Below are 25,878 nucleotides of genomic sequence, written 5' to 3' on the forward strand. Positions count from 1 at the left end.
TTATTGGTGTTTCTGATAGTAAAAAAGCGTATTTCTTAAACGACACTAATGGTGAAGTACCTCGATTGGACAAAAACTTCTTCCAAAATTCTGTGGCATACAACGAACAACCATATGGGGAATTAATAGGTGCTAATTTCTTTGAACTTGATTTCTCTCCAGTTACTGTTGCACCAGAAGGTCAGTTTAGAACAATACGTGAAAAAATCGTTATGGATGTTATTGTGAAAGTGTTACAAGTTCAACAACATCGTGTAAGTTCAACGAGAATTATACCAACTTTTGGTACTGGTCTTGAAAGTTGAATTTGTACACACAATTTAATATAAACGAAATTAATGTGATTATCTCCTCAATCATAATGAGTTGAGGGAATTTTTTATGTAATGAAAAAACGTATGTAAATGTATAGAAACGAACATTTGAAGTAAAAAATCGATTCCTTAAAGGATTCGATCTTTTTTTTATATGACTTTTTACAAATTTAATTTTGGCAAGGTTTTGAACAAAAACATTAGGAGGAAACAATTACTCCGCAAGATATGTCAAAAAATGAATGGAGAATCTTGATACTCTATGAATAGGAGGAAAGCTTGCGATGCATGACTACGAAACTGTAATTAAAAAAATTATTATATATGTGGAAGAAAACTTACATGAGCTTCTTACCTTAGAGAACATAGCACAACAATCAAATTTTTCAAAATACCACTTTCATCGAATATTCAAAACCTTGGTTGGCATGACGGTAACTGAATATATTCGAATGAGAAGATTGGCAAATGCTTCTGTCGCCTTGCTTTACACAAGTGAACGCATTCTTGACATTGCTTTATATTATCAATTTGAATCACAAGAATCATTTACGAGAGCATTTAAAGAAGTATACAAGCTACCACCTGGTAAGTATCGCAGGATGATGTCTGACGTGATTAAAAATAAGGAGGAATCGTGCATGGAAACAAAGGTGAAAGGTTGGTTTTTGAGTGGATCTAATCCATTTAATTACGAAATGGGAATTGATCATGAAGTTGTTCATCAGGGAAAGGCATCAGGTTATTTAAAATCCAAAACAGTGCTAGATTCAACTGAATTCTCTACTATGATGCAGACATTTAGGGCAAACCAGTTTGTTGGGAAACGCATTCGACTTTCGTGTTTCATTCGTACAGAAGATGTAGATACGTACGCTGGAATGTGGATGCGAGTAGACGACACGATGGAAGATGTCCTTCAATTTGATAATATGAGTAACCGTCCTATTAAAGGCAACACAAACTGGAACCGTTATGCCATTATTTTAGACGTTCCAGATCAAAGTGCTGTTATTTCGTTTGGTGTCATTCTGGCTGGACAAGGTACGGTATGGGCAGATCAATTTACATTTGAAGAAGTGAATGAAAATATACCAACAACTAATTTGGAGGTACATAGTGAACTGTTGGATGAGCCGGTAAATCTATCGTTTGATGAAGAAATATGATTTAAGAAAGGAGGATAACATGGCTAATTCCGGAAAACGAACTATTGGGATAATATCAAGTATTATAGTTATAATAGCAATTATGGCTGTAAAGTTTGTAGGAATTAATACGCTTGTTCATTTTTTGAAATTTTGGTAAAAAAGTACTGTTAATTATTCCGTTATCGGATTAACTAAATAAATAATAATAAAAAACGTATGAAAATAGATATTTTTTCATACTTTTTTTGTGCAATTTTACTGGGTTCTTTGTTTCGTGATACACTAACATACATATAATGTACAATAACGGATGAAATGAGGGCTCCTCCTTCACTTACTCCCATTATTTAAACTTTTCTGTTACTGAACGTAACACATGTACAAATCTTTAACCAATAAAATAAAAAAATCCTGTTTCAATGAAACTGATTTTAAACGAGGGTTCTTAACAGCTGCGAGATCAGGCCAACATGATATTGAAGGAAGTGTGTCATTGTACAATACCCTTATATATATGTGTGAGATGAGTAAGTATAATTTTTTAATACAAGAATACTTGTAATATTGTATTAAAAGCTGTACGTCTGCAGATAAAGGATTTTGATTTAGATGATTTATCGGTGAATGTTTATTTGAAGAAACAAAAGGTCTATGAAGAAAAAAGACTAACATTAGATACTGTTATGGCGATTCAGGAGTATGTAAAAAAGTATAACTTGCAGGCTGAAGATTATTTAATTGGTAGTCCTTTCGAATGGTAATCACGAGAAATATGTAAGTAAAGAAATATCTACAAGAGCTTACTTGAATGATCTAAAAAAGTGGACTGGTTTAACCGCTTATAACTTTCGAAAGACATTAGTTTCGGATATGCATGAGCGTGGCGCAGATTTAGCGACAATTGCCAAACAAACAGGACATAAATCAATTAAGACAATAAACGACCACTACCTTAAGGTGTCAAATAGAACTGTTGATAAATTTCTACCTTAAATCAAACAAAGAGAGTGAAGAATAGATAACAACTCCCTCACTCTCCTTTTGCAGTTTTAGAATAAAGCTTGATTAAAGTTGCTTATCCGTACTATCCAATCACAAATCGGAAAGCTTTTCTCCTGTTAATATTTCAAATAAATCAGTTGATTCTTCCTCGTTTAGTTGAACATATTCACTTCCTGCTACAACATCCACTTTATCTTTATTTGGACTTATCCAAATTTCATAAAACACTGCTTTTGCTGACATTTTATCACTTTTAAATTGAAACACAAAATTGTAATCAGCAGGACGTTCCCTATCTACTTCACCGTTTTTCCAATTATCCCTATCTGATATAATATCTCTTACCTTTTGAACTTGTTTATTATCAGTAATTTTTTTGAAGTCTTCATATTTATTTTCATCACCAATACGTTTTTCAACTTCTATATATTTTTCTGTGTCAACTTTTCCATTAGAACACCCTGTAATAACAAATAAAATCATTGCCAATGAAACAAATAAGGTCTTTGTAAATTTCATATGAACTCCTCTTTTGTTTATTATGTCGAACTACATCGCAAAAAAATTCATTTAATACTTCAAAAATATTTGGCCAAAATAAAAGTTAGCGGAATGAATTTAAGAAGTAATACATGAGATAACAAATTCACTGTTCAACTAACCTAATCCATAATTTAAATTTAAGTACATTACTTCACAATCGTAACATAAATCCCCAAATATTAAAGTTAAAACAACATTCGGTAATGAAAATAATATATCCCTACAAACCAATTACTTGAACTTCGAATATAGACTAGCGAGGCATATACAAAACGCATTTGTAAAATTATATATATATATCTCCGCTCTGTTTTTTTATGTAGGGGATTATTAAATGAATTATTTTTAAACATAATTTTGCAACTTCCTAAATAAAAAAATCGCAAAAATTTTATGCATAATATATTTGACTGCAGAATTATTTTATATTAAATTTAAAATATACCCGAATAATTAAAGTTGCAATACGGCAAAGAGGAGACTTTAAAATGAAATTTAATGATAGATTAAAAAAAATGCGCACAGATCGTTCTTTATCACATGAAGATTTAGCAGAATTACTGGGTATGCGTAGACAGTCTTATGCATATCTAGAATCAAAAGTAGAAGATAAAAAAGCTGAAACTATACTCAAATTGGCTTCATTTTATAATGTCTCTACTGATTACCTATTAGGTGTTTCTGATTTCCCCAAACCATTCTCAAATGATGAACAGAAATTCTTAGATGAGATTATTAATGATGACTTGAAAGAATGGTTTACTAATGAATTGAACAATCTTTCAATAAAAGACCTACAGAAATTACGTGGTCTTTGGGAACTAATGAATAAGTAGACATAAAAAAATCAAAGAGGGGTTCAATCCCTTCTTTGACTATATAAAAATCGATCTTTTTGTTTAAAACTTTTCGGATTTTGTAAGCTTTTACATAGTAAAGCCAAGATAACTAAATAGGAATAGTAATTGGCTGAAAAATAAAATTAAAATAAACCATTTTGTCGATGCATTATCGAATGTATCTTTTGGATAACTCTTCCTCAACAGCTGTTTTCAAAGCCTGGTTCGCATAATTCAAATGAAGATCTTCCCCTGCAGTACGAATTTGAATATCACTAAAATATTCACTTGTACGATGCCATCTTATTACTTGAACTCCCCTTCTTTTTAAAAGGTGTTTTGATTTATAATAATCATCTTTTAGTTCCTTTAACAATGTATCCACAAATACTAAATAGATATTTTTCATTTTTAATTTTTCTAAATGAGGATGATCTTTTTGCAAAGATTGAATTGCTAACTCATCTATCAAATATTGATGTAATTGATTCCGTTCTTCTATTGAAATCATACTTCCTCCAGCAAACATATATCACATATAGAAGATAGCTGAATACGTTTAATTACATCTAATTGGCACTTAAGAAGACATTCATTATGATACTTATCAACTTCTTGTAACAAACCCTCAGCAATAACTATTTCTCCATTAGCCCAAGTAGTTATTTGTACTGGTTTATTTTCATTAAGCGCTTGTGAGATCGTTAATTGAAAGTCTTCAAGTTGCCATTCGTCTAGTTTCGGACGCTTAATAAATTAGTAATGGTATTTTCTTTTATTGAAACCAATCTCCCAGTTGGTTTTCTTGGAGGTACTATTGTTGGTTTTGAAAGTGCAGGAATAACAATTATTTAATCGTTCTTTAGAGTAGCAAATGCTACTCTTTTTCTTTTTGGCTTGGCGGGAACTAGAGGGAGATGGGACTGAAGATACTATATCCTTATAAACCAATTACTTAAACTTCAAATATAGACTAGCGAGGCATATACAAAACGCATTTTAAATTATATATGTGCTCTGCTTCTTTTATGATAAGGGATTTAACGAAACTGCCTAGATAAAAATATCCAAAACTTTATGACATATTTGCTTATCGGCAGAATTTCTTGCATTATATTTAATATATACCAAAACATATTAAAATTGTAATAATAACAAGAGGAGCCTTTAAAATGGAATTTAATGATAGATTAAAAAAACTACGCACTGAACGTTCTCTATCGCATGAAGATTTAGCAGAATTACTTGGCATGCGTAGACAATCTTATGCATATCTAGAATCAAAAATTGAAGATAAAAAAGCTGAGACTATAATCAAATTGGCTTCATTTTATAATGTCTCAACCGATTACCTACTAGGTGTTTCTGATTTCCCAAAACCGTTCTCAAATGATGAACAAAAATTCTTAGATGAGATTGTAAATAATGACTTGAAAGAATGGTTTACTAATGAACTAAACAATCTTTCAATAGAAGATTTAAAGAAATTACGTGTTCTTTGGGAACTAATGAATAAGTAGACATAAAAAAAATCAAAGAGGGGTTTAGACCCTTCTTTGACTATAGAAAAATCGATTCATTTTATTTAAAACTTTTAGGATTTTGTAAGCTTGTATATAGCGAAGCCAAGATAACTAAATAAGAATAGTAATTGACGAACTCTACTGACCAAGAATCCTCCAATGACTGCTACCAAAGCAGCAAGTGATAACCGTTGTTAATAATATGTTTAAGTCCATGATTCCCTCCAATAAAATAACGCTAATACCTCTTTTGTACTGAATTTTGAATAATTGTGATATAATGTGGAATATATAAGAAAGATGAGATGCGTCCAACACCTCGTCTACCTAGTAACTAAACCAAGCGGTTAGTTGCTCCTAATTATTTTTTCTTTCTGTTAGAAGACTTCCCGTTTCTCTTGGTCGATTGGCGGGTGGTCTTCTTTTTGCGTTTTTTAGTGGATAAATTTTTAAAAGATAAAATAATTGTCTGTGCGACAATCGTTTTAGTGGCTTCCATTAGTACAACAAATAGAATATCTATGTCGTTCACCCCCTTTCTCTATCAAGTAAAGAGAAAGGAATTAGGGCAACCTTCCACCCGGCAAGTTATTGGTTTAACTACTTGTTATTTTAACAAACAATATAGATTTCATAGTCCGGAAATTGTACACTCTATAAGATTTAGATTTACTTAAATGTATCACTTCCGTATAATGATTAAGATATATCTAAACGGTATTGTCCAATCATAAATAGGCTCTATCCCTTTAGATAGAGCCGTTTAACTATTCGTAATAAATACTTAAAATCTAAACTTGAATACATTATAGGACTAGCGCATATATTACTATTAGATCGGGAATAATTTACTTTATGCAATTCAACTAAAAATATAGGTTTTAATCTTAATAAAAGCACAAAAGGATGTGAACTGCCCCGTAAAAGTTAGACACCAATCTAACTTTTACGGGGGTTTTTTATGTCAAAAGTAAGAGTTGAACAACGTATTCAAGCGGTTAACGATACTTAAATGGATATGAATCCATGCGTGAAATCGCGAAAGATATCGGCGTCACAAATCGGGTTGTCAGTGACTGGGTTCGCCGTTATCAAGAAAATGGTATAGAGACTTTCTTAAAGTCCTATACAAAATATTCCGCTGAATATAAAATGAATGTACTAATTATATAATCAAAGTACGCCCATCATAAATCAAGGAGAACCAAAATGAAAAACTTAATTGTGCTATCGATATTTATAGTTTTACTATTAATTAGTGGATGCTCTCAAACAAGTTCAAAAGAAAGTAAAGATTTTATGGAGATCATTGGTGATATATCGGTATCTAAAATTGAAGTTGGTGATGGGAGAACTGGGGAAAGACATAGTATTACTGAAAAAAAAAAAATACAACAATTTAATCAGCTTTTTAATGAACGTGAATATAGTGAAATTGAAAATCAAGAAGCAGGAGTGGGATATATATATATGGCTGTTCTTTATAACAACAAAGAAGTTCATATAACATTTCTGGACGATGAAATAAAAATTGATGATACTTATTATTCACTGGATAAGTCGATATTAGAAAAAGATATATCCAATTTATTGAAGTGAAAGAAAAATAGTTTAAAAGAGGATTGATTACTTTCCATCAATCCTCTTTTTTTAAAAATTTAAATTTTATTATGCCATTAAATATCCTAGAGTTAGGATCGACTTTTTTACATAACATTAAGCAATTCACCACTTTTTTAGTGCTAAATTTTTTGTTTTTGTAACTGCTTGTTGTGATACCTCAAGTAAATTTGCAATTTCAATATCTTTTAAATTACTAACATAAGCTAAGAACAATATGTTTTTTGTCTGTCAGTAAATTTAGGTTGAGAAGTGAATTAGATGGATGACTTCGAGTTATTTCAGATGATAGGCAATGTAGGTTTCCCTATGGTATTATCTATTTATTTGCTGTTACGTTTTGAAAAAAAGTAGAAAAGTTAGAAGAAGTCATACAAGATTTAGGTAAAGTAATTTCACAAAAAAAGCAATAATTTATTCTATATTATCTGGATATAACTGATACTTTACCCCTGAAATTTTTTGTAATGATTAGATTGAGCACAAAAAATAAATTTTGACATCCTAATTATCCTAAACTAGGCTACAAAACAGCATTCTTAAGGAATTCTATTTTGTAGTTTCTTACTTTCTTTTACACGTAATAAGCATTTTATCATCTATTAATTGTGTACTGTTGCAACCGTTTAAATAATTCTTCCTCTACTGCTGTTTTTAAAGCCTGGTTCGTATAATTCAAGTGAAGATCTTCCCCTGCAGTACGAATTTGAATATCGCTAAAATATTCGCTAATACGCTGCCACCGTATTACTTGTATTCCCCTTCTTTTTAATAGTTGTTTGGATTTGTAATACTCATTTTTCAACTCCTTTAACAAATATCTTTGCTTTTAATCCTCGAATACTGTAAACGTTTTCACAAATTAAATCAAAGTCCCTAAGGATATGGAGGGCGTTATAAAGAATAGATTTTAAAACCACAAAATTATAATTGGAATAAATGGTTTCGTAGTATTATAATGGAATTTAATTAATTGGATAGGAGGTGTGGTATTGTTTAAAAATAAGCATAACAAAAAGAAATTTGGTGTTTTTACAGCTATTTTGCTCTCTCTCGTTTTAATAGCAGGGATATTAGCTTTCTACTTTAATATTTATCCTGGTGGATACTCAATAAAAGAGAATTCAGAGGAAGTAACTGTCTTAAAGAATAATTTCTTGAAAAATGGCGAAAAACTCACTTTTACTGTTTCAGAAGAAAATGAATTAAAATTGACCTTATTAAAAAATGAAGTAAATCAATTAATCTCTATGTGGTTAGTAAGCCTTTTAGGAATATCTTCTTTGTTAATTGTATTGGTAAATAATGTACAAAGAAAAGGAAATTACGTTTTTATAATAGCTTCTGTACTAATAGTAATACTTATTCCACTGGTAATATATGTATATAACAGTAATTTATATAACATAGAACAGTTAATTAAAGATTTAAGAATATAATAAAGATGAATTGTTAACTCATATATCAAATAATGATGTAATTGATTCCGTATATGACATAAACTTAAAGTCTTTAGTAATAAGGCTATAACCTGCTAATGCAAAAGCAATAACTAACGAGATAATTCTTAATATTTTTAACATTACTTCTCCCTCCATTTAAATCACATTATTGTGAACTCTATTTTTGGTTATGAAAATCGAATTCTTTCTTCCACTAACCTCCCTGTTAGTTGAATAATACTTTTCCTTAATCATCAGGGTTTTCTTTAAGAATCCAAGGAATATTAGCTAAAAAGCTGAATTGTAGGACTGGGGCAGGGAAACCTTCTGGCACAAACTCTAAATCCTCTGAAAATCCGAATACGAAATTCTCTATTTCTATAGTGTTCATTTCTTTAAAGTTAGAAGAAGTACACAATTCGCCTTCTAACACTCTTCCAACGAGATGATAATCCCCTAAGTATAAACGTGTCCCTGCTTCCTCAGTAGGGAATTCTGAAAGATGTGCTGGTTTTGCTGGATGAATCCCAAAATTGTTGAAAATATCGGATACAGAAGTCTTTAAATACTTCGAAGCTCTAACATAATTTTTACAGTATAAGCAGTTACAGACCTCTATATCTTTGTTATAAAATTCTCGTGTTCTATCAATATCAACTTCTAATAACCATTTTCCTAATCTAATCTGTTGCAACATTGTAATCTCCGTTCTATCTTAATACACTGTTTTTTAATTAATTCATATTCAACTAATCTAACTCTGTACCCCTTTCCTTATTCAACTAAACTGCCCCGGTAGTACAATACGTTCAACAAAAAAAGAGCGTAATCCCTCTAGGATTAACGCACCCGATAGTGAAAAAGCAACTGCACCTCTTCTGCAACCGCCCCCATCAGTTCAAGAATACCTCGCCCCCACCGGTTTCAATTCATCTTTCATCACTAAATTAAGTTAGACAGCCCTAAATTTTCAAATAATTTATTTCCACTATTTGTCGAAAAATATTCTATCTAACAATTCAAAAAAATATTGCTATTTTATTAAAACTATCGTTTAATTAGTTCTGCTTGAAAAAAATTATTGTAAAGGAATGTGGTTAATTGAACAGATTTTTCCGTGGTGCAATAGCAGCAGCTCTAATTGCATCAACACTTGCGGCTTGTACACCAGCAGACAAAAAGACAAAGGTACAAGAAAAAGATGATTTAGCGGCAGTAAAACAATATTCCGATAATTATTTATCAAAAGTAGATGCTAATTATTCATTTAAATTTGCCAAAGGTCTTGAAGAATTTAAAACAAATGAAAAGCTAGGATATCGTCCAGCAGGATCTGAAGCAGAACTAAAAACGGGCGAAAAAATTGCAGATGAAATGAAGAAAATTGGGCTTACCGACGTATCAAAAGATGAATTTACAGTTGATAGTTGGACATTCGAAAAAGCAGATATGACCTTCAATACCGTTGATGGTAAAGAAAAATCAGCAGTTTTAGGTGCATATCAAACTAATTTTGATACAAAGGGAACAAAAGAATTTGATGTTGTTTATGCAAATCGTGGAACAGCAGAGGATTTGAAGAACCTTGATATTAAAGGCAAGCTCGTACTTATAGATGTAAACCAACGAGAAGATTGGTGGGTTAACTACCCTGCCTATCAAGCTCATTTGAAAGGCGCAGCTGCAATTATAGCAGTGCAAAGTGAAGGTTATAGTGAAGTAGATGGCGATGCTTTAAATGCACAAGATATTTGTGGACCTGATGATGCCCCTGCATTCTCTATGTCCCAAAATAATGCCAAAGAATTAAAGCAATCACTAAAAGCAAATAACAATAAACTTACTGTTAACTTTGATGCAAAATCTACAGTTAAATTCGACCAACCAACATATAATTACTATGGAAAAATCGAGGGTAAAGATCCAGAATCATATATTATCCTTTCAGCACATTACGATTCTTACTTTGATGGCTTCCAAGATGACAATGCAGCGATTGCCCTAATGATGGGTGTAGCAAAAGGTTTAATAGACAGTGGCTATAAACCTGAGAAAACAATTATCTTTAATGCATTAGCCGCTGAAGAATGGGGCGTTTCAAATACGCGTTATGACTGGTCTACTGGTGCATACAATCAGATTTTCCGCATCCATCCTGAATGGGTTGGGAAAGCATTTGCCGACATGAACTTTGAGCTTCCTGCTTATGAACATACAACGACAAATGAAATTCGTGCAGATTACGAGTTGAATAACTTCTTAACTAAGTTTACGAAGTCCGTACCATCAGTAGACGGCGTATATAAAGACGGCATTTCTGTTGTATCACCATTACGTACTTGGTCAGATGATTTTTCATTCTCCATTGCAGGTGTTCCATCATTACGAAATGACTTCCAAGATAGTGAATTCATGCATTCACATTATCATACACAGTACGACAATGAAGATACGTATAATGGACAAGCTTTAGAATTCCATCTGAATTTATATGGTCTACTAGCTATGCATTATGACCAAACAGCAGTAACACCACTTGACTTTACAATGAGATTAGATGCTTTAGAGAAATCTATTAAGCCTGATGTCTTTAAGACTGCTAATGTTTCTTCAAAAGAGTTAACGACTGCTATTGATGAAGCTGCTAAAACTGCTAAAGAGATTAGTGCTCAAGTAGAAAAAATTAATGCTAACTATACAAAAGCTTTAGTCTCTGGTAATGAAAAAGAAGTGAAAAAGCTCTATGATGACAGTCGCTCATTAAATAGTAGCTTATTAACTACTTACAAATATGCTCAAGATCAATTCGTACGTTTAACTTGGGAAGACGAACCAATTTTCCCTCATGAACACGCACAAAATAATATTCCTAACTTACAAGGTGCAATCAAAGCTCTTGAAAAAGGTAAAGCTGGTAAAGCACTAGATGATTATTTATTGGCAATTGACAACAACTGGTATGGATATAGCTTTGACAAAGAAGTATTCGATTACTTCACGAATTATGTACTAAAGCAACCTGCTGATCGTCTAATGTGGGGTGCAGGTCGTATAATGGGCCATGAAAACTTATATGACACAGTAGCTTCACTGAAAAAGAAACGTGACCAAAAGAATGCAGATGTTTCTAAAGAATTATCAACTCTAAATGCTGCACTTGAAAGACAAGAGAAATTACTAAAAACTTCTGTTGAAGATGAAGTGAAGAGCATTCATGAGTTACATGCACAACTAGAAAAAATGAAATAACATTTAAACTAACTACCGAAAAGGCTGAGAGTAGAATTATACTCTCAGCCTTTTGTATAGTTCTCTTTCAAAATTTAATTTTTAAGTACTAATCAATAAAATCAATAGTTTTTCAAACATTACTATTAAATTTCTATTTATACATACAATGTATAAATAGCGCTTACATTTGAATAATAGATTCAAATCCTATTTTACAACACCTATATTTCGCACTCAAACGACAAGTTTCTGTTATATAACAAAATATTTTTTTGCATTAAAATAATTATATTAATATATTTTAAAAGAATCAGAAAATTCATATATAACAATTATCTATAAACTAGGTATTCTATATTAAATTATATAAACATAGTTATTTTTCATTTTTAATTTTTCGGATTAAGCAGTATTTTCTGATAACTTGTTGCTAAATAAATATACATTACGTTATGATATATATAATTACTATTGTTCTAAACGGTTATTATAGTTTTAAAAAGCGAATATTGAGGTTTTTTGGGGATTTGGGGGGAATCAAATGATAGAGTTCAAAAATGCAAACAAGTACTATGGTGATTTTCATGTCTTAAAAGACATTAATTTGACGATTAACAAAGGTGAAGTAGTGGTTATTATCGGTCCATCTGGTTCCGGTAAAAGTACATTATTGCGCTGTATTAATCGATTAGAGACCATTTCTGAAGGTTCACTTACTGTTAACGGTATTGAAGTGAATGATAAAAAAACGGATATTAATAAGCTACGCAGAGAGATTGGAATGGTTTTCCAACACTTTTATCTATATCCGCATAAGACGGTTTTAGACAATATTACTCTAGCACCTATTAAAGCATTGGGGCAATCAAAGGAAGAGGCAAAAAAGACAGCGCATGCTTATCTAAAAAAAGTAGGCATTCCTGATAAAGCAGATTCTTTCCCATCACAGCTTTCAGGTGGTCAACAACAGCGTGTAGCAATTGCTAGGGGGTTAGCAATGCACCCAGAAATTATGTTGTTTGATGAACCAACATCTGCACTTGATCCTGAAATGATTGGGGAAGTTTTAGATGTTATGAAATCATTAGCAAAAGAAGGTATGACAATGGTTGTCGTAACACATGAAATGGGCTTCGCTAGAGAAGTGGCCGACCGAATTATTTTCATCGATAAGGGGCAAATACTTGAGGATGCAGATCCAACTGAGTTCTATAAAGAGCCTAAAGAAGAACGGGCAAAATTATTCCTCAGTCGGATATTAAATCACTAATACAATTTAGGGGGACTTTATGATGTTCAAACGTAAAAAGGGGTTATTTTCAATCTTACTTTTAGCAATCATGGCTGTATTCATGTTAGCTGCTTGTGGGGACAAAGATAAAACAACTGGCGGCAAAGATAAAGATGCATTACAAACTATTAAAGATAACGACAAAATCGTTTTTGGTGTAAAAAACGATTCAAATCTATTTGGTTTAAAAAATCCAAGCACAGGTGAAATTGAAGGCCTTGATATTGATATCGCAAAAGAAATTGCAAAAAGTATTTTAGGTGATGCATCAAAAGTTGAATTTAAAGAAGTAACGTCTAAAACGCGTATTCCAATGTTACAAAACGGTGATATTAATGCAATCATTGCAACTATGACAATTTCTAAAGAACGTAAAAAAGAAGTAGATTTCTCTGACGTTTACTTTAATGCCGGTCAATCTCTACTCGTTAAAAAAGGTAGCAAAATTAAATCAATCGATGATATAGATAAGTCAACAAAAGTAATAGCAGTAAAAGGCTCTACGTCAGCTCAAAATATCCGTGAAAAAGCTCCGGAAGCACAAGTTTTAGAATTTGAAGACTACGCTCAAGCTTTTTCGGCTTTAAAAGCTGGTAAAGGTGATACTTTAACAACTGACGACGCAATCCTTTACGGTATGGCTGACCTAGACAACAACTATGAATTAGTAGGTGGGAAATTCACTGAAGAGCCTTATGGAATCGCAGCTAAAAAAGGTAATACTAAATTAGTAGAGGCTATCAACAAAGCATTAACAGAAATAAAAGACAATGGCCGTTACGATGAGATCCACAAAAAATGGATTAAAAAGGACTAATCCTCCGTTCACCATTTAGTACTTAACAGCTACTTGTTAAATTAATAGACTTTAACAGGCAGTAAACCTACTCTAATGGATTCCTGTTAGTTACATTAGGTATGTACTGTCTGTTTTTCTTCATCTTTTTAAGAAGCAGAGACTTTACGAAAACACACTCACGTATTTAAAGGAGTGATTCATTATGCTAGATTTTACGATATTAACAGAAAACTGGGATATGTATGCTGAAGGCTTTAAAGTAACACTGCTATGTAGTTTACTAGCGCTTGTTGGTAGCTTTTTATTGGGGACTATATTAGCGGTATTCCGAATTGCTCCGATTAAACCACTGAACTGGATTGGTACCATCTATGTTGAATTTTTCCGTAATATTCCGCTACTGATTATTGCATTCACTATTTTTGTTGGATTGCCTACTCTAGGTATTTCATTTGATGGATTTCAGGCCGGTACAATCGCACTGATTATTTATACCTCAGCCTTTATCGCTGAAGCTATTCGTGCAGGTATATTAGCGGTACACAAAGGACAAACAGAAGCCGCTCGTTCATCAGGTTTAACTTATATTGAAACGATGCGCTATGTTATTCTGCCTCAGGCCATTAAGATTGTAATTCCACCATTAGGTAACCAATTTATCAATCTCGTCAAAAACTCTTCTATATTAAGCGTTATTGCTGCCGGCGAATTAATGTATCAAGCAGATTTAATTTCGCTTCGTACATTCGTTGTTTTTGACGTGTATATTATCGTTGCTTTATTTTACTTAGTTATTACTCTTCCTCTTAGTTATGGCGTTAACTATTTAGAAAAACGTCTAGCGGAGAGCAATTAGAAGGAGGTCGGGTACATGGATTTTGCAGGTGCGTATACTCCAGATCATTTGAAGTTTTTGTTAGAAGGATTTTTAGTTACATTAAAAGTTGCCGGTATTGCAATCGTACTCAGCTTCATCATTGGCGGCTTAATTGGGACAATTCGCTATGCGAAAATTCCTATACTATCGCAAATACTAGCTATTTTAGTAGAGCTTATTCGTAACGTACCGTTACTGCTTATCATTTTCTTCACTTTTTTCGCTCTACCTGAAGTTGGTATAAAATTGACCCCTACGATGGCAGCAATTATAGCTTTAACGATTTTTGAATCCGCTATGTTATCTGAAGTTATCCGAAGCGGGTTAAACTCCATTCATAATGGACAAATTGAAGCAGGTCGTTCTTCTGGTCTTTCTTATATCCAAACTTTGTGGCATATCGTTTTACCACAGGCTTTGCGGAGAATGGTACCACCTATTGTGAGTCAATTCATATCATTATTAAAAGATACGTCTCTTGCGGTAGTTATCTCATTATCAGAGCTTATGCATAATGGTGGCGTGATTTATGCACAGCCAGGCGGAGATAAATTTATCATGCCTATTTTTATCCTTATTGCAGGAATGTATTTCGTTGTGAACTATGCTCTATCAATAATTGCACGCCGTTTAGAATTGAAAACGACGTAATAAAAAAGGGTTATCGCTCCGTCGAATGTTTTCGATGCCAGCGATGACCCTTTTTTAATAATTATTTTAGTTTTGCTTGCGCTTCTTTTGGAATATCTGAAAGTTTAACTTCATCATAAGAGGATACGCCTTTTCCATCTTTTACATAAAGCATTAAATATGCATCTTTACGTAAGTTTTTACTTGCAGTGAATTCAAATTTTTTTTCTTCACCTTTAGTATTTACGCCTTCTAGATTGTAATGATACGTTTCAAATACTTTACCATCAGAAGCCTTACCTACCTCTTTCACGCCATCTTCTGTAATATGCACATAATAGTTATCTGCGTTCATACGGTTTAAATCCACTTTCTTTAACACTACAATACCAATAACACCAATTAGAAAAAGTGATGCAACTGCAATTAGAAATTTTTTCATTATTATCATCCTTCATTTTTATTATTTTGGGTAATAATTCGGTTATATGAATAAACGGTTAATACATAATAGATTCCATAAATAGCTGTGTAAGCGACCATCCATATGATGACAGGCTTAGTGAAATCCATTGAAAATAGGTTTGAAAATGCTGTTAATGCTACAGCACTATGCGCAAGACCAATTATAAGTGGGACAGCAAAAATTACGAGCACTTGTGATGCCACTGTTTTTCTCATTTCCCTTGCACTAACACCCATTTTATAAAGCATATTGTATTGCGATTTATCTTCTTCTGCTTCTGTTAGCACTTTGAAGTAGATAATACTCCCTGTCGCTGCTAAGAATACGAGTCCTAGGAAGCTACCAATAAATAGTAGTGAACCCATTCCTTCAATACTGCTTTGATAATCTTCCGGTGCGCTTGAAAATTGCGCTTCATCAGGTAATGAACTAGCAATTTCTTCCGATAAATCGGTTGTTGCATCATCTACTCCAATAGCACGGAATTGCACAGGCTTGCCCTGTTTTTCGAGTTCTTTATATTGCTCATTTGTGACTACAAGTGTCATACCAGCCTTAAAGTTTAGGACTGGGACATCATGATACCCTTTCAATGTAATCTCTGTTCCCTTTTCTGCTGTAATAGTCTTACCCGCATATTTAGGAGATAGATTTTCATGATAATCAGCATCAATAATAGTCGCTTTATTGTCTATTAATTGGAGTTCTTCTTTATGTTGAAGTTTCGCTAAATTGTTATATGTTGTTTCATCAATCACTGTGTAAATGCGTTTGTCTTCGTCGATGTCCATTGCAGATTTAATTTGTTTCGCTTCAAATGTGACGAACAATGCAGAGACGTTTTCATCGTATATTGTAGCAGGTAGTAATGATGTTACTTTGTCGTTATCGACATTCTTAGTTTGCTCGTACATAAAAGTGTTTGGATCAGCAAGCTTTACATTGTCATTAATATTGTAATAAAGACTGTAAACTGCGCCTCCAGCTGTTACTGTTGTTGCACTCAAAATTGCTATTACTGTTAGTGTACGGGCATTACCACGAACACGGTAAAGCAACTGAGAAATGGTCATTAAGTGTAGACCTTTCCAAAGCCACTTTTCACGGCGTTTGAATAATGTTAAAACAAAACTAGTAACACTATGGAATAGCAAGAATGTTCCTACGATAACTGTTGCTAAAATAACGAGCGGTGTGAGCATTCCTAAAATACGCCATACTTCGGAAGTTAATAAGTTTTGTAAAGCTAACCAGTAGCCAATTCCGATGCTCGCTAAACCTAAAATAGCAACAACCCAAGAAGGCTTTGGTGCTATTTCTCCTTTTTTCGATGCATGGAATAAATCGATTAATTTAAATTGATATATTAAACGATAACCCTGGAATGAAGTAATAAAGAAAATGATCAAGAATACGGATGCTGTATTTACCATGGCTTCCGTAGATAAAGTAAATGGTGCGACGACATCGTAACCCATTAAACGGATTAAAACCGTAACAAATAATTTTGAGCTAAGAAAACCAAGGAAAACACCTATCACTAATGAAAAAATACCAAGCAGTAAGTTTTCAAAGAATAACATGAAACCAATTTGACGTTTTCTAACACCTAATAAAGCATAAAGTGCTACTTCTTTTTTTCGTTTTTTCATGAAAAATGAATTTGAATATGCGATGAAAATGGCCACAAAGAAAATTAGTACAACGGCGGCTCCGCTCATCAGTGACCCCATCTTCTGTGAAGTTTTCGTCATCTCAGAGACGATATCACTATATTTTAAAGTAACGAAAGTAAAGTAAATGACAATGCTAAATACCATCGATGCGATATATAAAAAATATTGGGAAAAGTTTCGTGCAATATTTCTTCTTGCTAAACTAAATAATGTCATCAACCTCACCCCCAATTGCAGATAAAGTATCTAATATCTCTTGGAAAAATTCTTTACGCGTTTGATCGCGGCGGTAGATTTCCGTTGAGAGCTGTCCATCCTTAATGAATATAATGCGACGGCAAAAACTTGCGGCGAAAGCATCATGCGTCACAATCATAATCGTCGATTCATTGTTCTGATTAAGTGAACTTAAGCTTTCTAGTAAATCGGTTGCAGATTTTGAATCTAGTGCACCAGTCGGCTCATCAGCTAGAATAAGTGCAGGCTCTGTAACAATTGCTCTTGCAGCAGCTGTACGTTGCTTTTGACCACCTGAAATTTGATACGGATATTGACTAAGCAACGCTTCAATTCCAAAAACTTTTGCGATTTTTTGTACACGTTCTTCAATTTCTTTTGCAGGTACTTTTGTAATTGCTAACGGTAATAAAATATTTTCTTTTACGGTAAGAGAATCTAGCAAGTTGTAGTCTTGGAAGATAAAACCTAGATTGTCGCGTCTGAAATCTGAGAGCTCGGCTTCCTTCATATCATGAAGCCCCTTATCATTCATGAAAATTTTACCTTCTGTAGGCGAATCGATTGTTGCAAGGAGATTTAGTAATGTTGATTTACCTGCACCTGATGGACCCATAATCCCAACGAATTCACCATGTTCAATTTGAAATGAAATATTTTCTAATGCTGTGTAAACATTTGGTGTTTTGCCATATATTTTTTTTACGTCTTCTATTTTTAATAATGATTCCATTTGCGTCACCTCTGTTGTCATTTGTTGATATACACACTATATCGCCCCATCCTTACAAAATAATTGTCGCAACCTTACAGGAACCTTAAATCTTGTTAGGGTGCTGTTAACTGTTATTTACACTAATCAAAAAAGGACTTACCCAAATTAAGGAAAGTCCTTTTACATCTTTATTTTCTCGTTGTGTGTAAATCTGATGCTTCATCAAAATAGAAGCGTCGTTTGCCTTTTCCAAATGCAACAAGCAAAGCATGGAAGAACAAAACAACTATTATTACTATTTCAAGTAAGTTAGTACCCAGTACTAAAAATACTTTTAATTTATAATACGGTGAACCGATTTGTAAATTCATTTGACTGAAAACGCTTAGTACAAAGAATGAAAAGTAAGTAAGATAAATAGCACCAAAGCGTTTAAACAAACGTTTATTTGTATCTATAGTGCTTACTTTACTATCATAGCGGAAACGCATAATTTTCGAACCAATTGTATGTCCATTCCACAAAATTGGAATGACAAAAAATAAAATGAAAATGAAAATAGATTTAATTAAAAAATTTACAATTAAATTTGATTCAATAAATGTGGTGCCTAGTTGTCCAAGTATATCAATAATAAAAATATCAATAAGTAATGCAATTAATACAGGCATCGCACGAACATCATCGAGCGCAGTCAATCTTTCCGCTTTCTCATTAATGCTTTCCTTTGATGGGAACAATGCTAAAATAGCGGGTGCGATGAAGAAGCCAACTATCCCACCTAACGTATTAAGTATCAAATCATCGACGTCAAAAATACGATACGCACAATTATAAATACCGTAGATGCCTGTTACTTGTGTTATTTCGTAAAATAATGTCAATCCAAAAGTTAAGCCCAGCGCTCTTTTCCAGTGTTTTCTCTTTTGAAAGAAATAACGTAAGTAAACGCCAAACGGTAACAGTAATAGGAAATTGAAAAAAGCTTGATAAAAGGCCGGCTGTTTGACTAATAATGCATATGTACTTGGCTGAGATAAAACCACTCCACTATTTCCAAACATGTCTGAGATAAAAATAAACGGCATCAGTGAATAATGTTGTGTACCTGGCTGTTGCATAATACAAGTATTACGTGATTCTGGCAATGGTAGTAGGACTAAAAATAAAGCGCTGATAAAATAAAAAATAAATGAAAATACGATTAGCGTCGTTGATAATGGCAAGTATCCATATTTACGATAAGTATAAATAAGCCACGGTACAAAAATGACAAAGGCCAATAGGATAAATACAATCATTGCGACGTAAATTGGTTGTGTATAAGCGGACATACTCTTACCCCTTTCGTCATTTAATCATAAAATAATTCTCATCATATCAAAAAAAGCATTCAGATTAAAAGTATTTAAACTATAATCGAATGCCTTTAGTTACATAATCAATTTGTTATTCGCCTGCTATAATGCGCTCTTTACAAAAGCTCAAAATAATTTCTTCTTCATCTTCTTCTAGACCAAATTCCAGCATTTTTTCAGTACCTTTATCGATGATGAAGTAATTCGCAAGCTTAAAGTCGGCCTCTTTTTTCCCAACGATTGCGCGGATTTCAAGACCACCTTCTACAAATAACTCGTCTTCTTCATCTACTTCGATATCTAATAAGAATTCAAAGCGTTGCCCCTCAATAATATTTGTGGGATCTAAAATTTCATCCATCGTATATGCTAAAATGTCCATAAAGAATCGCTCCTCTTTTTGCATGTATCAATCATTAATATTAAAGCAAAAATGCGATTAGTAAAGTTTTTAGATGATTTACCTGTACTTTTCGATAAAAATTGAAGGAGTTATGACGATGCAGACGTTATTTTACTATCAAAATGCAATGATGAAAGAGTTTTCAGCAAATGTTTTAAGAAAAGGTATTGAAGAGGATGGGCGCGTATTTGTCGTGCTTGATAATACATCATTTTATCCTACTGGTGGTGGTCAGCCTCATGATACAGGTACACTAAATGATATTGAAGTAGTCGATGTCGAGAAAGTTGGCGATGAAATTCGTCACTATATTACAGAAGCTTTGCCTAATGACGCCGAAATGATAGAGGGCGTACTAAATTGGGACCGACGTTTTGATCATATGCAACAACATGCAGGACAGCATATTTTAACAGCAGCCTTTATTGAATTATTCGGCTACCAAACTGTTAGTTTCCATTTAGGGAGAGGTACTGTGACCGTCGATTTAGATGTTGAGAATATTACTGAAGAGGAGCTTATAGCAGCAGAGGCACTAGCTAACAAAATCATTTTAGAAAATCGACCAATTGAAACAAAATGGGTGACAGAAGATGAATTAGAAAACTATAATCTACGTAAAGCGCTGAGTGTGACAGAAGAAATCCGCCTAGTTATCATACCAGATTACGATTATAACGGCTGTGGTGGTACTCATCCCACTTCTACTGGACAAGTGAGCGCTCTTAAAATTATGCATATTGAAAAGCAAAAGAGGAAAGTGCGCGTGCATTTCGTATGCGGTGGGCGCGTATTAAGTGCGCTACATTGGCGCAAAAATGAACTAAGTAAAGTGGCTAAACTGGCAAGTGCCCCTGAAAATGAAGTGGCCGATACAGTTTCTAAACTATTAACTGTGCAAAAAGGATTAGAGAAAGCTTTAGATGCAGCCAAAGATCAGTTACTAACTTATGAAGCAGTAGAACTTGCAAAAGCAGCTAAAGACGGTGTTATTGGTGCTGTTTATGCAGAACGCTCTATTCAAGAATTGCAAAAATTAGCTCGACTTGTAATAGCAGAAAATGAAAATGTCGTAGTGTATCTTGTAGCAGACCAAGGAGATAAATTACAGTTTGTTGCTGCTCGTGGTACAAATGAAGTTGATATGAGTATGAAAGCTATCTCTACAGTAGTGCTACCATTATTAAATGGTAAAGGTGGCGGTAGCGATGCCTTTGTACAGGGTGGTGGAGAACATACGATGACGGGTGCTGAATTACTAGAGAAGATGAGAAGTGTTCTATAAAAAAACGACCAGTTTTCTTTCTATTTCACTATAAATGAATCCCCTTTTCTTAAAAAGGGGACTCCAGTTTGTCGACGAAAGGCATTCAGAATGGTCATATCCTGAATGTCTTTGTTATTTCTATATATTTTGGTTATTGAAAATCCTCTTAGGGTATTAACTTTTATGCCATTTTTGGACTTTGCCAAGTCCAATTCGAGTTTGTCTACAGTCTGAAGGGATCTCGTCATCATTTTTCATCGCCTCAAAAGATTTGTTTTTATTACATATGTAGTTGATTGGAGCGGAGGTGGCGACTCCTGCGGGAAAAGCGGGACAGTCCAAGACCCTGCAGGAGCGTAGCGACGAAGCGACTTGGCGCCCGCCCGCGGAAAGCGTCCACCGTAGCGGAAATCAACGGTCTTATCTATTTTTAAAAATGAAAAAGGCGATTTTCCACTATAAATTAAACGATTATGCAAATGCCCGCGGTGAAATAGAGTGGACTATTTTCACATGCGGGCATTTTAACTACTATTTACTTAAAAACTTAATGACCAGTAAAAGGAGTATAATCTTGTATGAAAAATACAGCATCAATGAACCTAAATATTAACTACAATGAGTATTCTTAATGGGGAATTAAGCAAATAACCTTTTACATATAAAAATTTATGGAAATAAAACACAATGTAAAATTCCTCTTATTTATAAAAAAGCATTTTATTATCGACTATTATATCAGCTATAAAGTCATTCCAATCTGATACTAATGAGTTATGACTGAATGCATCTGGGCGTTCAACTTGGTAATTATTCATTGGCGATTTCTCGAAAAACACATTCCAATCGTTCGGCTCTTGGTAACGTTCCAATTTACTTTCTTGTTGCACGTTCTTTTGGTATGAATCGTAAGCTGCAGAGACAGCTGTATCGAATCCTTGTTGAAGTTCTTTATCCTGTAGGCTATTACGCAACCGTTTCGCCCAATTCTCAACCATTTCATGATTCAATTCGCCATATGCTTCGCGATTCCTAGTATACGGATTATTTTTTGTCTCTTCTTGACGTTGATTTATATCTTCTATTTTATAGTTAAAGAATGATAAATACGCAGTCTCCATCTTACTAGCTAGTTCCGGTGATACGCCGTCTTTTTGAATCAGCAATTCTAACTTCATGCCTAAAAATCCAAGCTCTACTCCCAGCTGCTCCTCGCTTACGGAAGTTGATTTTTGGTTAGTTAATCGGCGTTGTACCGCTTGATAAAAAGCTGCTACCGCATTTAATTCCAATGTTGTATACGGATTTTCTTTAATCTTGATACGGTTCTCATCTATTTTAGCAATAACTAAGCGTAGAATATCCCCCATAAAATACGAATCTCGTTCCAACCATGCATCCGATGTACCTTTAATAAAAGTGTAATCGGGGTTTGCTTCAACAAAATTTCCGTATTTAGCAAGCTTATATTGATATATCCCTTTAATCGATTGCTCCATTAAAGCTGCTTCTCCTATTACTTCATTTCTTTCAAAAAATGCGCCTACAGAATCAATAAAAGCATTCGATATTCTTGTTAACCCGCGACCAAAAATTTCATCTAGTTTAGCAAACTGCGCCACTTGTTCTTCACTTTCAAAATCACGTTCAATACGCATTTTAAATGTGATATATTCGGAAGCTAGATAATCGATATGCTCGCCAATAGCAGGAAGTCGATCAAAAGAAATCCCACCTTTTGTACTCACATTAAATTCAACCATCTTCCAGAATATTTCCTTTGGTAATCCTTGTTGTTGAAATTCCTCTTCTGTAAGCGATTGCATTTTAACTCGCTTATTTGCAGAAAAATATATCGGTAAACGTTCCTGTGCTTGGGCAATATACTTTTCTTTCAATCGTCTAACTGTTTGTACATCTAAATAGGGCTTTAACATATTATTATTTTCACCGACTTGCGCTGGTTGTTGTTCAGGCAGTGACACTCTATTTTGTAAATAATAATTGTTCACCTTATATGTCACCCTCCTTTTATTAATAATTATCGATTATGTGAACTTATAACGACCAATAATATCTGTATGAATATTTTAACAACTTAACGTAAACGAAACTAGTCTTATTTATAAACCGTAAGCGTAATAGACACAAACACCTATGTTATAACCTATACTTAAAGCGAAAATCTGCTTCTGAAAGGTTTGATTATAATTGAAAATTGTAATTATTGATGGCGGCATTAGCGGTTTATATGCTGCGATTGCCCTTCAAAAAAGACAATTAGATGCTGAAGTGTTCGAAGCCACACCTTCTTTCCAACCCGTTGGTGCTGGTATTGGCATTTGTTCGAATGCCATGCAGGCACTTATGAAAATGGCGTTAGTGAAAAGGTCTATAGAGATGGGACGTCTTTGACAACGTAAGTGTTTCAAAATAGAAATGTAAAAAATATTGAACACAATCGATTTTGGTGCCATTGAAGGGTAGCATTTACTACTTTTTTGGTTGTCTTTTGTATTATATAAGGGTAAATAAGTAATTAAAACAATTATATAAATTACTTTAAAAATTACCATAATTATGTAATGATTGTGCAAACAGGAGGGATAAAATGAAGAAAATAAAAATTACAGGAACTTTGTTAGTTTTATTTATTGCTATCTTCACTTTAGGAGGTCTAAAAGCGTCAGCTTCAACCTTAGATTTATCAGAAGGACAAAAATTGGAATATTACAAACAATATGAGAAAATTGTAAACGAAATAAACTTAGGAGAACCAAATTCAACATTAGAACTTGAACCATTTGAAAAATATACTTCTAAAGATTTTGTTGAACCTTTAGAATTTAAAAAGTATGCAATTGAAAGAGCTAATGTAATGTATAATATTGTTTCAGATGGTATTACTCCTTTCAGTACAGTTTCAGCTTCAAAATCGAAAACTGTAACGTCTAATGGTACAAGTGTTGGTCTTACTATTAAAGGTTCTTTTACTACTAATTATGATTCTTTATTAAAAAAACAAATGTTTTTTGGGGTTAATAGCATAACCGTGACACCTTCAAAAGGAACATGGACTAAATCTACTTCTTCTGGTTATAGTTATAACCTAATGGATATGGGTACTACTTATGAAATTACAGCAAGTGGTACAATTTCTATAAATAATCTAAAATCAAATCATAATGTTATTGTAGAATTTTATTGTGAATCAGATGGTTCAGTCAGCTAATAAAAAATTACAGAAAGAACCATCTGTGTATTCAGATGGTTTTTTTGATAGTAAAGTTAGAAGTTTCGTAACATCTGTGAGCAAGCCCTGTACTGCACCGAAAACGACGATCTTTATTAAAAAGTGGCTTCCACTACTCTTTTTTCTTGGCCAGAGAGAAGATAATCAGGAAGTGTCAACGGTAAATTTCTGACTGGAGTAAAGCGGAAGAAATTTAAGGAGTGGACACGTGTGAATGTTCCCATCCTCTTGTGCTCTTCCAACATGTAATAACTTTTGTCATCATTCAAATCACCTTCATTATGAAGATTAAAATTTCTTTTTGATGTGAAGTTCTAAAAAAGGCCGCTAAGTGCTGAAAAATTTATCAGTACGTAGCGACCCTTTTATTATTTTATCGAATGTAATTCTACTACAACAACTTCAGGTAAATTAAATAATCGAACGGGCATTAAGCTATTGCCAAGCCCCCTACTTATAACTTGAGTCATATTATCGGTTTCAATTGTTCCAGACGTATATTTTGGGAAAAATCCTTGTCCTGGTGCGATAAGGCCACCAACACCTGGTAAACGGAATTGACCCCCATGTGCATGACCAGAAAACGCTATATCAATATTATTTTCAGCATATATTTTCATATTTTCAGGACGATGGGCTAATAAAAGCTTAAAAGTAGTATTTGATTGGTGGAGAAGGGCAGTATCTAACATTTCTTGTGTGTCTGTGCCTGCAAGCGGGTCTTCAATACCTACAATTTGAATCGTCTCTCCACCCTTTTCAAAAGGAATGGTACTGTTTGATAATACTTTAACGCCCAGTTCAGTAAGTGCTTCTTTAATTTCTGGAACTCTATTTACCGCTATTTCATGGTTACCTGTAACATAATAAACAGGTGCAATTTTTACAAAACCAGCGACAGCCTGCATACTACTTTCTAAATCATAACGGTTACAATCAATAATATCTCCCGTTAGAAAAATAACGTCGGGCTTTGCTTCTAATACCTCTTTTATAAGGCGCTCCTGTTCATTGCCAAATGTAGCATCATGTAAATCAGAAACTTGAACGATGCGCATTCCATCGAAAGATTTTGGTAATTTCTTAGACTCTATTTTATACGTCGTTGTGACTAGCCCTTTGTTGTTCCCTATACAAAAGATCACAACTAGTACTACGCCGATCATTATACGTAAAATTTTCTTCAATGGGCATCGCTCGTTTCTTTCATCTATTTTATACTAAAGGATTTTCCACTCTAT

The 25,878-nt window shown here is 33.5% G+C and carries 27 protein-coding genes and 2 pseudogenes; 18 read left to right on the plus strand and 11 right to left on the minus strand.

All coding sequences use genetic code 11. From position 1 onward, the window contains the following. The 4 genes and pseudogenes from ACQKMD_RS17215 to ACQKMD_RS17230 all read left to right on the plus strand — a co-directional run. Positions 1-305: pseudogene (locus ACQKMD_RS17215) on the plus strand (CsxC family protein); the annotation flags it as partial. A 293-nt stretch (positions 306-598) separates the two neighbouring features. Then, positions 599-1,483 (plus strand): helix-turn-helix domain-containing protein, encoded by an 885-nt coding sequence (locus tag ACQKMD_RS17220; protein ID WP_427753503.1) that lies wholly within the window; start codon positions 599-601, stop codon positions 1,481-1,483. Positions 1,484-2,097: 614 nt separating this feature from the next. Continuing rightward, a complete protein-coding gene (locus ACQKMD_RS17225) occupies positions 2,098-2,226 on the plus strand; it encodes a hypothetical protein (protein ID WP_427753505.1) in 129 nt (42 codons plus the stop codon). Between the two features lie 43 nt (positions 2,227-2,269). After that, complete coding sequence (locus tag ACQKMD_RS17230) at positions 2,270-2,458, plus strand: tyrosine-type recombinase/integrase (protein ID WP_427753561.1); 189 nt, start codon at positions 2,270-2,272, stop codon at positions 2,456-2,458. A 99-nt stretch (positions 2,459-2,557) separates the two neighbouring features. Here the strand turns inward: ACQKMD_RS17230 and ACQKMD_RS17235 are convergent, their stop codons facing one another. Then, on the minus strand, positions 2,558-2,986 hold the full coding sequence (locus ACQKMD_RS17235) for a hypothetical protein (RefSeq protein ID WP_427753507.1): 429 nt from the start codon (positions 2,984-2,986) through the stop codon (positions 2,558-2,560). 512 nt (positions 2,987-3,498) lie between these two features. On the opposite strand from ACQKMD_RS17235, the gene ACQKMD_RS17240 reads away from it, so the two are divergent. After that, positions 3,499-3,846 (plus strand): helix-turn-helix domain-containing protein, encoded by a 348-nt coding sequence (locus ACQKMD_RS17240; protein WP_427753509.1) that lies wholly within the window; start codon positions 3,499-3,501, stop codon positions 3,844-3,846. A gap of 172 nt (positions 3,847-4,018) precedes the next feature. Here the strand turns inward: ACQKMD_RS17240 and ACQKMD_RS17245 are convergent, their stop codons facing one another. After that, complete coding sequence (locus tag ACQKMD_RS17245) at positions 4,019-4,360, minus strand: aconitate hydratase (protein WP_427753510.1); 342 nt, start codon at positions 4,358-4,360, stop codon at positions 4,019-4,021. Beyond that, a complete protein-coding gene (locus tag ACQKMD_RS17250; protein WP_427753563.1) occupies positions 4,357-4,602 on the minus strand; it encodes a YolD-like family protein in 246 nt (81 codons plus the stop codon). The genes ACQKMD_RS17245 and ACQKMD_RS17250 overlap by 4 nt, the downstream gene beginning before the upstream one ends. 419 nt (positions 4,603-5,021) lie before the next feature. Here ACQKMD_RS17250 and ACQKMD_RS17255 point away from each other — a divergent pair, with 419 nt between their 5' ends. The 5 genes and pseudogenes from ACQKMD_RS17255 (at position 5,022) to ACQKMD_RS17275 (ending at position 8,431) form a co-directional block, all read left to right on the plus strand. Then, positions 5,022-5,369 carry a helix-turn-helix domain-containing protein gene (locus ACQKMD_RS17255; protein ID WP_427753511.1) on the plus strand — a complete coding sequence of 116 codons (348 nt, stop codon included), beginning with the start codon at positions 5,022-5,024 and terminating at the stop codon, positions 5,367-5,369. 1,017 nt (positions 5,370-6,386) lie between these two features. Continuing rightward, positions 6,387-6,545: pseudogene (locus ACQKMD_RS17260) on the plus strand (helix-turn-helix domain-containing protein); the annotation flags it as partial. Between the two features lie 36 nt (positions 6,546-6,581). Next, positions 6,582-6,971, plus strand: a complete 390-nt coding sequence (locus ACQKMD_RS17265; protein ID WP_427753513.1) for a hypothetical protein — start codon at positions 6,582-6,584, stop codon at positions 6,969-6,971. 330 nt (positions 6,972-7,301) lie between these two features. Then, positions 7,302-7,346, plus strand: a complete 45-nt coding sequence (locus ACQKMD_RS17270) for a hypothetical protein (RefSeq protein WP_427753564.1) — start codon at positions 7,302-7,304, stop codon at positions 7,344-7,346. 638 nt (positions 7,347-7,984) lie between these two features. Continuing rightward, positions 7,985-8,431 carry a hypothetical protein gene (locus ACQKMD_RS17275; RefSeq protein ID WP_427753515.1) on the plus strand — a complete coding sequence of 149 codons (447 nt, stop codon included), beginning with the start codon at positions 7,985-7,987 and terminating at the stop codon, positions 8,429-8,431. A 250-nt stretch (positions 8,432-8,681) separates the two neighbouring features. Here the strand turns inward: ACQKMD_RS17275 and ACQKMD_RS17280 are convergent, their stop codons facing one another. After that, positions 8,682-9,128, minus strand: a complete 447-nt coding sequence (locus tag ACQKMD_RS17280) for a hypothetical protein (RefSeq protein WP_427753517.1) — start codon at positions 9,126-9,128, stop codon at positions 8,682-8,684. Positions 9,129-9,535: 407 nt separating this feature from the next. On the opposite strand from ACQKMD_RS17280, the gene ACQKMD_RS17285 reads away from it, so the two are divergent. The 5 genes from ACQKMD_RS17285 (at position 9,536) to ACQKMD_RS17305 (ending at position 15,283) form a co-directional block, all read left to right on the plus strand. Next, positions 9,536-11,683 (plus strand): M28 family peptidase, encoded by a 2,148-nt coding sequence (locus ACQKMD_RS17285; protein ID WP_427753518.1) that lies wholly within the window; start codon positions 9,536-9,538, stop codon positions 11,681-11,683. A gap of 523 nt (positions 11,684-12,206) precedes the next feature. After that, on the plus strand, positions 12,207-12,935 hold the full coding sequence (locus ACQKMD_RS17290; RefSeq protein ID WP_427753520.1) for an amino acid ABC transporter ATP-binding protein: 729 nt from the start codon (positions 12,207-12,209) through the stop codon (positions 12,933-12,935). A 22-nt stretch (positions 12,936-12,957) separates the two neighbouring features. Then, entirely contained in the window at positions 12,958-13,773 is an 816-nt protein-coding gene (locus ACQKMD_RS17295; protein ID WP_427753522.1) for a transporter substrate-binding domain-containing protein, read from the plus strand. Positions 13,774-13,957: 184 nt separating this feature from the next. Next, positions 13,958-14,611, plus strand: coding sequence for an amino acid ABC transporter permease (locus tag ACQKMD_RS17300; protein WP_427753524.1), 654 nt, complete (start codon positions 13,958-13,960; stop codon positions 14,609-14,611). 15 nt (positions 14,612-14,626) lie between these two features. Continuing rightward, positions 14,627-15,283, plus strand: coding sequence for an amino acid ABC transporter permease (locus ACQKMD_RS17305; RefSeq protein WP_427753526.1), 657 nt, complete (start codon positions 14,627-14,629; stop codon positions 15,281-15,283). A 61-nt stretch (positions 15,284-15,344) separates the two neighbouring features. Here ACQKMD_RS17305 and ACQKMD_RS17310 read toward each other — a convergent pair whose 3' ends face one another. The 5 genes from ACQKMD_RS17310 to ACQKMD_RS17330 all read right to left on the minus strand — a co-directional run bounded on the left by ACQKMD_RS17310 (position 15,345) and on the right by ACQKMD_RS17330 (position 20,096). After that, entirely contained in the window at positions 15,345-15,704 is a 360-nt protein-coding gene (locus ACQKMD_RS17310; RefSeq protein WP_427753527.1) for a YxeA family protein, read from the minus strand. Positions 15,705-15,709: 5 nt separating this feature from the next. Then, a complete protein-coding gene (locus ACQKMD_RS17315) occupies positions 15,710-17,620 on the minus strand; it encodes an FtsX-like permease family protein (protein WP_427753529.1) in 1,911 nt (636 codons plus the stop codon). Beyond that, entirely contained in the window at positions 17,607-18,374 is a 768-nt protein-coding gene (locus ACQKMD_RS17320) for an ABC transporter ATP-binding protein (protein ID WP_427753531.1), read from the minus strand. The genes ACQKMD_RS17315 and ACQKMD_RS17320 overlap by 14 nt, the downstream gene beginning before the upstream one ends. Positions 18,375-18,544: 170 nt before the next feature. Continuing rightward, on the minus strand, positions 18,545-19,690 hold the full coding sequence (locus tag ACQKMD_RS17325; protein WP_427753533.1) for a VanZ family protein: 1,146 nt from the start codon (positions 19,688-19,690) through the stop codon (positions 18,545-18,547). Positions 19,691-19,805: 115 nt separating this feature from the next. Continuing rightward, positions 19,806-20,096: a DUF6509 family protein gene (locus ACQKMD_RS17330; RefSeq protein WP_427753535.1), complete on the minus strand. Its 291-nt coding sequence runs from the start codon at positions 20,094-20,096 to the stop codon at positions 19,806-19,808. Positions 20,097-20,214: 118 nt separating this feature from the next. Between ACQKMD_RS17330 and ACQKMD_RS17335 the strand changes: the two genes are divergently transcribed. Further along, a complete protein-coding gene (locus tag ACQKMD_RS17335; protein ID WP_427753537.1) occupies positions 20,215-21,402 on the plus strand; it encodes an alanyl-tRNA editing protein in 1,188 nt (395 codons plus the stop codon). Between the two features lie 683 nt (positions 21,403-22,085). Here ACQKMD_RS17335 and ACQKMD_RS17340 read toward each other — a convergent pair. Continuing rightward, positions 22,086-23,396: a hypothetical protein gene (locus ACQKMD_RS17340; protein ID WP_427753539.1), complete on the minus strand. Its 1,311-nt coding sequence runs from the start codon at positions 23,394-23,396 to the stop codon at positions 22,086-22,088. Between the two features lie 199 nt (positions 23,397-23,595). Between ACQKMD_RS17340 and ACQKMD_RS17345 the strand changes: the two genes are divergently transcribed. Together ACQKMD_RS17345 and ACQKMD_RS17350 are read left to right on the plus strand one after the other, a co-directional pair. After that, entirely contained in the window at positions 23,596-23,799 is a 204-nt protein-coding gene (locus ACQKMD_RS17345; protein ID WP_427753541.1) for an NAD(P)-binding protein, read from the plus strand. Positions 23,800-23,995: 196 nt separating this feature from the next. Continuing rightward, a complete protein-coding gene (locus tag ACQKMD_RS17350; protein ID WP_427753543.1) occupies positions 23,996-24,616 on the plus strand; it encodes a hypothetical protein in 621 nt (206 codons plus the stop codon). Between the two features lie 389 nt (positions 24,617-25,005). On the opposite strand, the gene ACQKMD_RS17355 is transcribed toward ACQKMD_RS17350, so the two are convergent. After that, positions 25,006-25,824 carry a metallophosphoesterase gene (locus ACQKMD_RS17355; RefSeq protein WP_427753545.1) on the minus strand — a complete coding sequence of 273 codons (819 nt, stop codon included), beginning with the start codon at positions 25,822-25,824 and terminating at the stop codon, positions 25,006-25,008. Positions 25,825-25,878 lie beyond the last annotated feature (54 nt).

The organism is Viridibacillus sp. NPDC096237 (genome assembly GCF_050278625.1).
Taxonomy (GTDB): Bacteria; Bacillota; Bacilli; order Bacillales_A; family Planococcaceae; genus Viridibacillus.

Coding starts and splice junctions, on each gene's coding strand:
- ACQKMD_RS17315 (WP_427753529.1), bottom strand. CDS start 17,620: ATGACATTATTTAGTTTAGCAAGAAGAAATATTGCACGAAACTTTTCC.
- ACQKMD_RS17235 (WP_427753507.1), bottom strand. CDS start 2,986: ATGAAATTTACAAAGACCTTATTTGTTTCATTGGCAATGATTTTATTT.
- ACQKMD_RS17295 (WP_427753522.1), top strand. CDS start 12,958: ATGTTCAAACGTAAAAAGGGGTTATTTTCAATCTTACTTTTAGCAATC.
- ACQKMD_RS17290 (WP_427753520.1), top strand. CDS start 12,207: ATGATAGAGTTCAAAAATGCAAACAAGTACTATGGTGATTTTCATGTC.
- ACQKMD_RS17310 (WP_427753527.1), bottom strand. CDS start 15,704: ATGAAAAAATTTCTAATTGCAGTTGCATCACTTTTTCTAATTGGTGTT.
- ACQKMD_RS17305 (WP_427753526.1), top strand. CDS start 14,627: ATGGATTTTGCAGGTGCGTATACTCCAGATCATTTGAAGTTTTTGTTA.
- ACQKMD_RS17265 (WP_427753513.1), top strand. CDS start 6,582: ATGAAAAACTTAATTGTGCTATCGATATTTATAGTTTTACTATTAATT.
- ACQKMD_RS17300 (WP_427753524.1), top strand. CDS start 13,958: ATGCTAGATTTTACGATATTAACAGAAAACTGGGATATGTATGCTGAA.
- ACQKMD_RS17220 (WP_427753503.1), top strand. CDS start 599: ATGCATGACTACGAAACTGTAATTAAAAAAATTATTATATATGTGGAA.
- ACQKMD_RS17255 (WP_427753511.1), top strand. CDS start 5,022: ATGGAATTTAATGATAGATTAAAAAAACTACGCACTGAACGTTCTCTA.
- ACQKMD_RS17240 (WP_427753509.1), top strand. CDS start 3,499: ATGAAATTTAATGATAGATTAAAAAAAATGCGCACAGATCGTTCTTTA.
- ACQKMD_RS17350 (WP_427753543.1), top strand. CDS start 23,996: ATGAAGAAAATAAAAATTACAGGAACTTTGTTAGTTTTATTTATTGCT.
- ACQKMD_RS17245 (WP_427753510.1), bottom strand. CDS start 4,360: ATGATTTCAATAGAAGAACGGAATCAATTACATCAATATTTGATAGAT.
- ACQKMD_RS17335 (WP_427753537.1), top strand. CDS start 20,215: ATGCAGACGTTATTTTACTATCAAAATGCAATGATGAAAGAGTTTTCA.
- ACQKMD_RS17325 (WP_427753533.1), bottom strand. CDS start 19,690: ATGTCCGCTTATACACAACCAATTTACGTCGCAATGATTGTATTTATC.
- ACQKMD_RS17330 (WP_427753535.1), bottom strand. CDS start 20,096: ATGGACATTTTAGCATATACGATGGATGAAATTTTAGATCCCACAAAT.
- ACQKMD_RS17320 (WP_427753531.1), bottom strand. CDS start 18,374: ATGGAATCATTATTAAAAATAGAAGACGTAAAAAAAATATATGGCAAA.